Annotated in this window: 8 protein-coding genes; 2 read left to right on the top strand and 6 right to left on the bottom strand. The window is 42.5% G+C overall.

The genetic code is table 11. From position 1 onward, the window contains the following. Positions 1-112 precede the first annotated feature (112 nt). Positions 113-1,639 (top strand): glutamate--tRNA ligase, encoded by a 1,527-nt coding sequence (gene gltX / locus QZ576_RS03485; RefSeq protein WP_297094104.1) that lies wholly within the window; start codon positions 113-115, stop codon positions 1,637-1,639. A 608-nt stretch (positions 1,640-2,247) separates the two neighbouring features. Here the strand turns inward: gltX and QZ576_RS03480 are convergent. From QZ576_RS03480 to QZ576_RS03460, 5 genes are read right to left on the bottom strand one after another with little or no spacing between them, the layout of a single operon-like run. Continuing rightward, the gene (locus QZ576_RS03480) at positions 2,248-2,493 is read right to left on the bottom strand and encodes an LPXTG cell wall anchor domain-containing protein (RefSeq protein ID WP_297094102.1); all 246 of its coding nucleotides are present in this window, start codon (positions 2,491-2,493) and stop codon (positions 2,248-2,250) included. Between the two features lie 23 nt (positions 2,494-2,516). Beyond that, positions 2,517-4,460, bottom strand: a complete 1,944-nt coding sequence (locus tag QZ576_RS03475) for a phospholipid carrier-dependent glycosyltransferase (protein ID WP_297094101.1) — start codon at positions 4,458-4,460, stop codon at positions 2,517-2,519. After that, positions 4,453-5,370: a glycosyltransferase family 2 protein gene (locus tag QZ576_RS03470; protein ID WP_297094099.1), complete on the bottom strand. Its 918-nt coding sequence runs from the start codon at positions 5,368-5,370 to the stop codon at positions 4,453-4,455. Before QZ576_RS03470 ends, QZ576_RS03475 begins: the two co-directional genes overlap by 8 nt. Before the next feature lie 6 nt (positions 5,371-5,376). Then, on the bottom strand, positions 5,377-6,717 hold the full coding sequence (locus QZ576_RS03465) for a Gfo/Idh/MocA family oxidoreductase (RefSeq protein WP_297094096.1): 1,341 nt from the start codon (positions 6,715-6,717) through the stop codon (positions 5,377-5,379). A gap of 11 nt (positions 6,718-6,728) precedes the next feature. Further along, entirely contained in the window at positions 6,729-8,252 is a 1,524-nt protein-coding gene (locus QZ576_RS03460) for an SUMF1/EgtB/PvdO family nonheme iron enzyme (protein WP_297094094.1), read from the bottom strand. A 246-nt stretch (positions 8,253-8,498) separates the two neighbouring features. On the opposite strand from QZ576_RS03460, the gene QZ576_RS03455 reads away from it, so the two are divergent. Next, positions 8,499-11,009 carry a LamG-like jellyroll fold domain-containing protein gene (locus QZ576_RS03455; protein ID WP_297094092.1) on the top strand — a complete coding sequence of 837 codons (2,511 nt, stop codon included), beginning with the start codon at positions 8,499-8,501 and terminating at the stop codon, positions 11,007-11,009. Positions 11,010-11,017: 8 nt separating this feature from the next. On the opposite strand, the gene QZ576_RS03450 is transcribed toward QZ576_RS03455, so the two are convergent. Then, on the bottom strand, positions 11,018-12,412 hold the full coding sequence (locus tag QZ576_RS03450; RefSeq protein ID WP_297094090.1) for a tryptophanase: 1,395 nt from the start codon (positions 12,410-12,412) through the stop codon (positions 11,018-11,020). Positions 12,413-12,751 lie beyond the last annotated feature (339 nt).

The following is a 12,751-nucleotide window of genomic DNA, read 5'->3' as shown; positions in this document are numbered from 1 at the left end:
ATAGTATTAAACATTGATAAAAGGCAGATTATTATGAATCGCACTTCTATCGGCATCGGGAAACACAATCATTAAAATCTTCTATCTTTGCACCGAATAAAAAAACGACAGAATGAGCGACAAAAAAGTACGGGTACGATTTGCCCCAAGTCCAACCGGGCCGTTGCATATGGGCGGCGTGCGAACAGCTTTATTTAATTACCTGTTTGCAAAAAAACACGGTGGCGAATTTATACTCCGAATTGAAGATACCGACCAAACCCGTTTTGTTCCGGGTGCCGAAGATTATATTATCGAAAGTTTGAACTGGTGCGGATTAACACCGGTTGAAGGCCCTGGAATTGGTGGAGATTTTGGCCCATACCGTCAGAGCGAACGGAAAGAGCTGTATAAAAAATATGCCGACCAGCTGGTAGAAAGCGGCTGGGCGTATTATGCATTCGACACTCCCGAGGAAATTGATGCTTTGCGTAAAGATGCCGAAGCCAACAAAGAAACTTTCTCGTACGGAATTGCCACCCGCGACAACCTGAATAACTCGCTCAAATTATCAGCAGAAGAAGTTCAGCAAAAAATAGCAGCAGGCGAAGCTTATGTAATTCGTTTTAAAATGCCTGCGGATACCGACGTTTCGGAAGACGATCTTATTCGTGGAAACGTAACTTTTAACACCACAAAAAGTCTCGACGACAAGGTGCTTTTTAAATCGGATGGTATGCCGACTTACCACCTTGCCAACGTGGTTGACGATCATTTGATGGAAATCTCGCACGTTATCCGTGGTGAAGAATGGTTGCCATCGATGCCACTGCACGTTTTATTATACAAAGCGCTGGGTTGGGAAGAAACCAAACCACGTTTTGCCCACCTTCCGCTGATTTTAAAGCCTGTTGGAAAAGGCAAACTCAGCAAACGCGATGGCGACAAACTGGGATTCCCGGTATTTCCATTGTTGTGGACTGATCCTAAAACCGGTGACGTTTCGCGCGGATACCGCGAAGACGGTTATTTCCCTGAGGCATTTATCAACCTGCTGGCCTTATTGGGCTGGAACCCGGGAACAGAACAGGAATTTTTCTCGCTGGAAGAGCTGGGAGAAATCTTTAGTTTGGAGCGCGTAGTGAAATCGGGATCACGTTTTGATCCTGAAAAAGCCAAATGGTTCAACAAACATTATTTCCAGGAGAAATCGGTTGAGGAACTTGCAGAATTATTCAAACCAGTTTTGGCCGGAAAAGGTGTGGAAGCCAGCGATGAAAAAGTAAATGCGGTAGTTGCAGAGATTAAAGAACGTTGCGAATTTGTTGCCGAATTGTGGGACCAAAGCAGCTACTTTTTTGTGGCTCCAGCCGAGTACGACGCAAAAACAGTGAAAAAACGATGGAAAGAAAATACATCAAGTCAGCTGACTGAAATTGTAAACGCTTTTGAAACGGTTGAAAGTTGGAAAGCTGATTCGATAAAAGAAGTTTTCTCAGCCTTTATGACTGAAAAAGAATGGGGATTTGGAGCCATTATGAATCCGCTGCGTTTGGCACTTGTTGGAGGAAATATGGGTCCCGACCTGTTTGTTATTTGCGAGCTACTGGGTAAAGACGAAAGCATTGCCCGCATAAAAACAGCCATAGAAAACATTTAAGGTTTAAATCCCGGCAGGCTTTACTATCAACATTATAAAATATTGAAACTGAGTTTCAATTTCTGAAGTTAAATTGTGATAAATCATGAATTTAAGTGTTCGATTATCTATGCAACTTTTGTCTTCAAGCCAGACGGGCTCTTTCTTTTCCATTCGATGAAAAGTAAGTCCCGATTTTATCGGGATCAAAAAATAACCTTTGCGTTTTTTCAATGAAGCGGGTTAGCCCGACTGACGGATTTTTGACGAGCCCGCTCCAGAGTTGCCTTGAGGTCCGCCTTCGAGAAAAAGCGTGAAGAAAATAAATGGAGAGAACGTTAATAAATCAAGTCTGTTTGACGCTCGTTAGACCTGAGGAACGAAGGGCTAAAAGGAGGAGTTTCTTGATTTTAGTGAAAGGAATTTATTTTTAGCTTTTTATCGTCAGCGGTGGCTTTTTTGAATCCTTTTTCAGCTATAGGAAAAAGGATTTTCTGTCTGAAAAGACAAGAACTAATTGCCACTTCAAAGTGCTACGGTTATTCGAAGAATATTTGCAACCCAAATAAATAAAAACAAAAAACCGGCTTAATTAAGCCGGTTTTTTTGTAATCAGATCTCACTCTACATTACTTTTTCTTTTTCTTCATAAAAAAGAAAACAGCCGCCGCGATAACTACAACTGCAACAACAATAATGATTACAGTTGAGTTTGAACCTGAAGCTTGCTCAACTCCGGTTAGCGGAGCCTCTTCCAAGTACGAACTGTCCTGAGCACCCAAATTGTCAATGTATGTTCCCTGGTCTTGCGCCATTAGCAACATTGTTGGTAAACTCAAAATGAACAATCCGATCATTGCAATTACTCTCTTCATTTTTCTAAATTTTTAAATTCGTATTACTTATTTAATTTCTCTTTCACTTTCTTTAATAGCGGTGCCGCATTTTTGTAGCGCGGATTCACTTCTATCAACTCATTTAAAACCGCATAACTTTCGTCGAACTTGCCTTGATCGAACAATTTTTGCGCCTCGATCAAATACAACGGCTCGTAATAACGATGTATTGCTCTGCCGCCCTCCAACAATTCGTCAAGTTCGGCATACTTGCGTTGCGCCAGTTTCAAATTCGCCAAATTTACAAACATCCAAACATTATTGGGGTCGGTTTCCAGTTCCTTTTTTAATAAGATTTCAGCTTCATCCCATTGTCGGTGTTTCAACAGGTCTATCCCTTTAAAATCATCTTTCGATTGCCTTTCCAGCAAAACCACCAGCGGATTTCCTTTGTGATAAAAAGTCTTTACAATCCGTGTTGATTGCCAGGTATCGTTCTTCAGCAAATACGGATGAATATAATTCACACCAAACAATGCATAATCCCAATCTGCCGAACTACGTTCAAGGTAGCGCGTATATTGAAAATCAATGTTCGGTATCTTCTCGAAATAATTCGGCAACTGGCAATTCATAGCAACTTTGGCTTTTTCATCACCAATTTCGGTGATCAGGAAATCCGTTGCCTCCTTCATTCCATGGAAATAATAATCGTATTCGTAATTACTCCAGGCCGCCTTATTTCCTCCCGAAATAGCATTGAAATAAATATAATCTGCCGGAAAGGTTTTCGCCTGATGTTGAAATGGTAAGATCATCAAAACAAAAAACAGGGCCACGGCCGGAACTTTCACTGTCTTTCTGATGTCCGTTTTTATGAATTGAAACAAACCACTAACGGCCAAAACAACCAGTACCGGAACTACAAACAACATCTGCCGAATCCCGCTGTACAAGTTCGATCCGATAACAATTACATAGGCCACCGGGAAAAGCAGCGTAAAAAACACGAACAACTCAATAATGAGTTGTTCGCTTAACGGTTTAGAAAATTTATAGGTTAAAAAGGCTACAAAGTATAGAGTCCCGAGTAGAATAAACTCGGGTGTTGCTATCAAAATCCATTTTACGAGGTAATTCCACGGTAGCGATGAACTCCAGATTACCTCGCCTTCGAACAACTGTTTAATGCTGATTTTGTAATGCTCCATCACCGACAAACTTTCGAGCGGATAACGCACCACATCCTGCAAGGCATAGGGCCAGAATAATAGTCCGAGGAAATAACCTGCGAGCACTATTACCAGCCACTGGCCCATTAACCTTACAAAACAAGATTTAGTTGAAACGATATATTTAAGTAAAAAAGGCTTCGAAAGAATGATAACCACAATTCCCAATCCCAGGTAGGCGAAAAGGATCAATCCACCAATTCGCACCGAACAGGTAAAAGCGATGGCCAATCCCAGACCGATCACCGTTTTCCAGTTCACTTTCGGGAATTGTTTTAAATATTTTATGATGAAATAAATGCCGGCAACATAACCTGCCGCAAATGGGATGTCTTTTAAGTTGCCAAATGCCTGTCCGAACAAACGCGGCGTGAGCATTAGCGATAAAACTACAATTGCTGCCACCCAGTATGAACCGGTAATTTCTTTACCGAGAAGACCTGCAAAAACTAGCAGCAAAAAGAAAAATACAGCTCCTGTAAAATGTCGTGTCAGAAATTCATTTTCGATGGAAAACACGCGGTTGATGAGTGCTGTGAGATTATCAACCGACTGACCGTAATATTTTAAGTTGTCAACAGGCGTATCAAGGCACGATGCATCTTCACCACCGGTGTAATACCAATTTACCACACGTTTGGCATGCGGGTAATGCAACATTTCATCGACATTAACGGCCGCTTTTGGCGCTAACGACAGCAGAATCACAGCAGCCACAAACAAGCTGATGCGAAACACATTGCGTGCCGTTAATATGTCGACTAATTTATTCATAAACCTCCTTCACCAGGTAAACCGGACGTTTTTGCACCTCTTTGTAAATGCGGTATATATATTCGCCAATGAGCCCCAAAAAAGTAAGCTGCACCGATCCAAAAAAACTGATTGCCAAAAAGGTAGACGACCATCCGGTTGGAGCCAAACCTGTAAACTTTGAAATCAGCGTATAAATAATTGCCAGTAAAAACACAAGAACGCCCAGCAATCCCAGATACAAACATAGTTTTATGGGCCATTTCGAGAACGAATAAATGGCATCTGCCGCCAGCGCAAACAGTTTTTTGCTGGTCATTTTGGGCTGGCCTTCAGCTCGATCCGGACGTTCGTAAACAATGGTATCGTGCTGAAAACCGATAAAATTCCGGATGCCCGGGAAATAACGATTTTGCTCGGTAAACTTCAAAATGGCCGAAACTGCTCTGCGGCTCATAATGCAAAAGTTACCGGCCTGCTCCAACTGCTGCTCTTCCGAAACATTACGGAAAACTTTATGAAATACATTGATGTAAAAGCGCTTGCTTAACTTTTCGCCACGCTCCGAGCGAACTGCCGAAACTACATCGCCTTTAGTTTCCAGTATTTTTTGGTAAAGCTCTTCTATCAATTCCGGCGGATCCTGCATATCGCCATCCATAACCACCACAAACTCGCCTTTGGTATATTCCAAACCGGCAGCAATGGCAGGCTGCAATCCAAAATTTCTTGACAACGACACTACTTTCAACTCCGGCTTCTCAGCTTTCATCTCCAGAAGCTGTTGAAGTGTATCGTCTGCACTTCCGTCGTCAACACACACCACTTCGAAAGCTTCGCCCAAAGTCATCAGGTTATGGTGCACTTCGTTTATCAGCAGCGATAAAACGGCACTTTCGTTAAATAATGGTATGACAACAGATAGTTTCATTCAGTTTTATGCTTTATGTTGAGTTCCCTGTTTTGGTACCGGAAATTCCATATCAACCGGGCCCATTTCATACTTCTTAGGTCCCAGTTTTTCGTTCGAAGTCATCATCTCTTCCCAGTTTACTTTTTGCCCTGTGTATGCTGCAGTTCTTCCCATAACTGCGGTCAATGTAGACTCTGCAGTGCGGTGTGCCTCAACAACCGGCTTGTTTGTACGGATAGCAGTTACCAGGTGAATGTGCTCCTGCACGTATGGCGAAACCGCTACAACTCCGGTAGAACGGCCGTCTTTATTTTTCGGATATTCGTAGGTCCATTTCACCGAACCATCGTGATTGAAGACCGTATTTTTACAGTTGGTGTAACCTTCGGTTCCCATAATCACTTCCCCAAGTTGGTTCGCACAACCATCAATCTGGCGCGAAAAACTGTGCGATGAAATACCATTTCCGAAGTCGAAATCGATGCTAAAGAAATCGTACTGATCGCCTGTTAATCGGCGGTGACGTCCGCCAAAACCGATAGCCGATTCGGGAGTTTTTCCCATAAACCAGTTTACAATGTCGATGTTGTGCACGTGCGTATCCAAAATATGATCGCCACCTAACCAACAGAAGCTGTTCCAGTTACGCAGCATATATTCCATGTCGCTCCAACCTTCTTCGCGGGTGCGGAACCAAACATGCGATTGTAACCAATACGCTTTTGCAGATACCAGTTCACCGATCGCTCCCGAAGCTACCTGACGATAAGTTTCATTATAATCGCGACTATGGCGACGTTGTGTTCCGGTAATAACCGACAAGCCCATGCTCTCGGCCTTTTTTGCTGTGGCCATTATCTGGCGCGCTCCAACCGGATCAACACAAACAGGTTTTTCAAGAAATACATGCTTTTTTGCCTGCACCGCAGCATCAAATTGCATTGGCCGGAAATGTGGAGGTGTAGCCAAAATTACTACATCCAAATCTACATCCAGCAGACTTTTATAAGCGTCGAATCCCCAGAAACAATTGGCTTCCGGCACTTCAACGCGTTGTTTTAACAATTTATCGCGGCAATCCCAAACCTTATCTTCAAACACATCGGCAAGTGCCACCAGGTGCAAACCATGTCCTGCAGCCAAAAAGTTCAACGCAGCGCCGGTTCCCCTGTTTCCGCATCCTACCAAACCTACTTTCAAATCCTTTCCATCAGGAGCCTGATCAAGCAAAGGGGGAAATTCGTAATCAACCTCTTTTGTCGTGTTTTTGCAAGAACTCAGTGCATTTAAACCAATTACTCCGGCAGCACCAATTAATGCTGATTTCTCCAGAAAATTCCTGCGTGATAGTTGATCTTTACTCATTGTATTTCGTTTTAATTTTTTTCAGTTGTAAACATTTCGTCATTGTACTCGCAAACCACCCTAAAACCAACACTTTTGGTATCAGAATACCACCAAATACTTTTTGGGATTTGCGGATCGGTTACTAACCATGCGTCGGTCCTGGTGAAATCGCGGGCTGCCACACGCAAGTCTTTTGGCGAGTTCCGGAACGAACCTCCACGAACCACATGTTCCATTCCATTTCGCGGTCCTCTTGGATTTTTCACCACACCTTTTGGATATTTTCCATACACCTGCGGATCGTAATAATCGAGACAGAATTCAGCCACGTTACCCAACATATTTTTCAACCCGAAAGGATTGGCCTCAACCGCATCGGGTTGCTGGGTTTTATTCGGGCTATTCAAGTGCGATATCACATATTGGTTGATGACTTCTTTATTGCTGCCAAATAACTTCTTGATAAAACCATCGGCTTCAAAATCTTTTGGCGACCCCTCGAAGAAATATGGCATCTGTGTACCACCGCGTGCTGCATATTCCCACTCCGCTTCGGTTGGCAGACGATATTTTCTACCTGTTTCTTGCGTTAACCATCTACAATAAGTTTCAGCAGCGTGATGACTCATAGTAATAGCCGGGCGTGTTCCTTTTCCCCAGCCCTGATCAGGCGCTCCCCACGGTGGTGTTGCACCTGAAACGCCATCGGTTTCTTCATCAATTTCTACAGCTTCTTTTCGTCCTTGTGAGCCGGTTGCAGTGAAAAAGGCCAGATATTCATTCCACGAAACTTCAATTTCTGCCATCCAGAAATTACCAACTTCCACATCGCGCACCGGACCTTCATCTCTTTCGCGATAAGGTTCATCTGCCGGGCTTCCCATTTTAAACTGACCACCGGGAATGGCAATCATTTTAAATGATACCGCTGTTCCGGGAATCTGTTCTTCAAATGTTTCGAAAGCTTTTACTTCAGCAGGCTCGTTGAAAATTTCTGTCGGATCTACGGTTTCTTCCAGTCCAACCAGCAAGTTGGTTTCGCCTCGGTAATGGCCAACATCATGATGGCACTGCATACACGAGTTATTCTCCGGATCACGGATGTATTTTATATGTTGCAAAGAACCTTGCTCATTTAGCGTCGACGGAAACATATTAGTATGACATTTCACACATCCATCTTCGTAAACAAAATGTTTTGAAGCTTCAACCGAACGTTTGGCCTCCCAATCAATTTCTTCGGGATCCAAAGTCAGGTAGGCATACAAATCATGAAATCCATGATAAGCTTTTCGGGTTAAAAAACGTGCGGTTTGATCTTCAGGCGGTAAATGGCAATCAACACATTTGGTAGAAACACCGCTTGAGGTGTTATGATGAACTGATAATTTCCAACTGGTTTCGGCATGTTCGTGAACATGACATGAATTACAAAAATCGTTTGTTGAAGTATAATCTACTGTCTTATTAAATAACAGTAAAAAGAGTATAACACTCAGTCCCCCCGCAATAAACAGCATGTAGTGTTTGCGTTTAATCGTCTTATCAGTCATTCGTCGTCAATTTGAGCGGCAATAATACGCGCGCGCAATTAGCTGGTTCTTAATATTTGTGCTAAATGTGTCTTAACGACGTCTTAATTTCATCTTAATTTATTTTGTAACTAATTGATTGAAAAGCGTTTTAAGAATTACATTTTTTATTGAAAAAAATATCGATTTACGTATATTTTAATATATTTGGACTGAAAATAATATCAAATTAAGGACATTATCATTCCAGTTAGAAGACCATATAAGATGCTGCTTAAGATTAGACTAAGGCTATTCTTATTGCTTTTTGCAGGTATTGCGTTTTGCCTGACAGGCAGAGCCAATGATTTTGGCGACAACTCCTTTTTGATAGGCCAGTTAACACCCGCCGAATACCAAAACAACCGACTTTTCGATTTTATAAAAGACAACAACTGGACCGGGATTGAATTATCAGTTGATTTTGATGAAAAAGGAATACATCTGCAAAACAGTAATGCTCCGTTCTCAGATATTCTTGAAAAAATAGAACTATTGCTACAAGAGGAAGAATCCAAAATTATTCCGGTATTCATCAACTATTCGGGCAATGTACGTGTGCTGGATTCGGTAATAAACGCAAGCAGCCTGACGAATCAGATATTTTATTTACCGCAAGGAGAAAAGTGGCCATCGATAGAATATCTGGTGCAAGCCAATCGCAGAGTGATATTTTTTGTAGAAGGCGAGTTGCAAAACGAAAGCCGGATTCTTCACGAAACATCCAACTATGCTTTGGAAATTGGAGCCAGCCAGATCACACCGAATTCTGCCATTCTGAAACGAGAATCGAACATTAACAAAGAGCTTTTCAAAATCAGTAATTTCGACCGTTTGCCGATCGGCGTTTCCACTTCGTTGGTAAACCGGAATTTATACCCCGAATACATTAACTTTTTGCTGGAGAGCTGGACAAAATACGGCAAGAAACCCAACTTCCTTTTTGTTGAAAAGAGCATTTACAATTTTGGATTTATCATTGAACAGTTGAATTCATTTGAAGCAGTAAAAGGCCAGGTACGGACAGTTGGGAAAAACTTTGATCGCGTATTCTGGAAAAATGCCGAAACCCTGATCACCGGCGGGAAATTCAGCTTTCCTATTCGCGGTGGTGAGGAAATGATATTAACGCCCTTTGTTCCGGGTTTTAGTTTAACACCCTCGCAACTAACCATCACTGCCGAAATGGTGAAACCCGAACAATATTCCATATTGGCAACTCCACTCGATCTTAACCGGCGTTTGATGGCCAGTTTCCATTTCGAGAATGAATTGGCTGATGTGGTGAATCCCGAACGGACTTTCGATGGAAACGGCTTCACCTTTAGCCAGGATATTGATCGGGGAAACGTGCTTCGTTTGCCGGAAAATGCCAATGTAAATCTTGGCCATCCCGAGCTTTACGGCCTGCCCAACAGTAGTTTTACCATTAGCTGCTTTGTAAAATTTATTGATATTCTGGAATTTGGCGACAACGCAATCCTCGGAAACGACGAGCAAGGTTACCGCAGAGGACTTCACCTGGTATTACGCTCGGGGCATCCCTATTTCGGACTTTGGGCGAACGATTTTATGTCGGACGAGTTACTGGAAACCAACAAATGGTACCACCTCACATGGCGTTATATTTTGGAAACCGGCCAGCAAGCCATTTTTGTTAACGGCCAGTATGTTGGCGGCTCCGACGGCCATCCACCCTATTCCGGCACCAACGACATTTTTATCGGTAGTGCCCTCTCTGGAGGAGCGAGTCTTAGAGGATATATCGACAACCTGTATATTTGGAACCGCCCGCTGGGTAACGAAGAAATAAACCGGCTGGCACTCGATGAAGAAATCACATACCAATCGGCAGAAACCCCTGCCACGCTATTGTCGACTAAAACCATCGTCGCCATTTTAGCTTCTCTGGCCTTTATTTTCCTGGTGTTAATTTTCATTCTGTTGCGAAAAATGAATGCACGAAAACATTCAATTTTAGTCAACAAACCTGAAACACCGACAAAGAACCAGGTTCAGCTTTTTGGCGAATTCAAAGCGATCAATAACAATAACGAAGACGTTACCGATCTTTTCACGCCAAAAGTGCGCGAACTGTTTATTTTCACACTTATCCACAGCATGAAAAATGGAATCGGGGTGCCTATTCCGGATGTTAACGAAACGCTGTGGTATGGAATTGAGGATAAAAAGGTGGCCAACAACCGCGCGGTTACACTCAACAAATTGCGCAAGATTCTGGCACATTTCAGCAAGGTTGAAATTACTTCTCAAAATGGCTACCTACACTTAAATCTCTCTGAAGACTTTTTCTGCGATTATGTGGAAGCTTTTCAGCTCTGTAAAATTCCACAGGGAATGACGCGGCAACAGTTGCAATTGTTTTTCCATTTGGTAAAAAAAGGCCGGTTGTTAAAAGGTGTCGACTGGCCATGGCTCGACGAAGTGAGAGGATTTACCGGGAACCAGGTGATTGACAATCTGTTAAAACTGGCATCCGATTACAAAAAAGAGAATAAGCCGAAAGAAGTTGAGAAGGTTTCGCAGCGAATTTTAGATTACGACGACCTGAATGAAGAGGCGCTTTATCTGCAAATCTGGGCTTTACAGAAAGCTAATAACTCGCATTTAGCGAAGTTCAATTTCGAGATTTTCTGTACTAAATATGAAAAAACAATGGGCGAATCCTACGCCTTAAGCTTTAAAGAATTCACCCATCATTACGCCGATCAGTTATAAAAATCGGCTTATTTTCTACGCACCTTTTCAGCATGCTCCAACTCCACAGAGAAGTGGCGCATTATTGGCGCTTCCTTTTTAATCCGGTAACCGTGATCAATCTCTTCGCGTCGATCGAAGATATTTTTTAATGCCACGGCCACAACATCCATATGATTATTGGTGTATGTACGGCGCGGAATCGCCAAACGCAACATTTCCAGTTTCGGATAGCGGTTTTCGCGCGTTTTAGGGTCACGATCTGCCAGCAATGTTCCTACTTCTACACCGCGAACTCCTGCCTCAAGGTACAACTCGATAGCGAGTGTTTGTGCAATGTATTCCTCCTTCGGAACGTGTCCCAGAAACTTCTTGGCATCAACAAAAACAGCATGCCCGCCAATGGGTTTCTGCACCGGGATTCCCCATTCCATCAACTTGTTCCCCAAATAGGCAACCTGCTGAATACGATTTTCAAGGTAATAACCGGTTGTTACTTCATCCAAACCAACAGCAAGTGCATTCATATCGCGACCGGCCATTCCGCCGTAAGTATTAAAACCCTCGAACATGATATTATAAACCGAAGCCTGTTTTAGCAACTCTTCGTCTTTCATGGCAATAAAACCACCGATATTTACAATGCCGTCCTTTTTGCTGCTCATGGTCATGGCATCGGCATACGAGAACATTTCAGCCACAATTTCTTTAATCGTGCTGTTACGATACTCGTCTTCACGTTGTTGGATAAACCAGGCATTTTCGGCAAAACGTGCCGAGTCAAACACCACTTTTATTCCGTATTTTTTCGACAATGCATGTACATCGCGTAGGTTTTGCATCGACACCGGCTGCCCACCCGAAGTATTGCAGGTGACCGTTACAATTACCATCGGAATTTGCTCAGCCGGATGTGTTGAATAAACGGCTTCCAGCTTTTCCAAATCGATGTTCCCCTTAAACGGATGCAGGGATTCAGTATCAAAAGCCTCGTCGATAGTGCAATCAACAGCCGATGCTTTTCGGTATTCAATGTGGCCTTTTGTGGTATCAAAATGACTGTTACCGGGCACCACATCATTTTCTTTTACCAGAACTGAAAACAAAACATTCTCTGCAGCACGCCCCTGATGCGTTGGCAAAAAGTAATCGAAACCAAGAATGTTTTTAATCGCGTCTTTTAAATGATAATACGACGATGATCCGGCATAACTTTCGTCGCCGGTCATAATTGCGGCCCACTGATTCTGGCTCATAGAGCCCGTTCCGCTGTCGGTCAACAAATCAATAAAAACCTGCTCACTCCGTAAATTAAAAAGGTTGTAGTTCGCATTTTTTATCCACTCTTCGCGCTGTTTGCGCGTACTTTTATAGATGGGTTCCACCATCTTAATTTTATATGATTCTGCAAATGGTAATTCCATAATTCTTTTTTTGATGGACAGATTTTCATTTAAAACACAAGGAAAAAATCTATCCGAAATAATACTAAAATGATATAGGACGTCATTCCGAACTTGATTCGGAATCTAATTTTAAAGATGCTGAAACAAGTTCAGCATGACGAAAACAATGAATTACAGAATAGCGTAAGCGTCCCTGTTTTTGATATTCAGGAAGCTTCGGTTGTGGAGGTAAATAGCCATTAAAAATTTAATCATGACCTTGTGATTTTACTACGCTACAAATTTAATGTGCCTGAACGGATTTGCAACACGATAAATATCAGTTTTAACCAATTTTAAATCCTCGTGTGTAATAAA

The sequence above is a fragment of the uncultured Draconibacterium sp. genome (assembly GCF_913060805.1).
Taxonomy (GTDB): domain Bacteria; phylum Bacteroidota; class Bacteroidia; order Bacteroidales; family Prolixibacteraceae; genus Draconibacterium.
The sequence above is the reverse complement of the archived record's forward strand: the minus strand, read 5'-3'. Positions and strand labels throughout refer to the sequence as shown.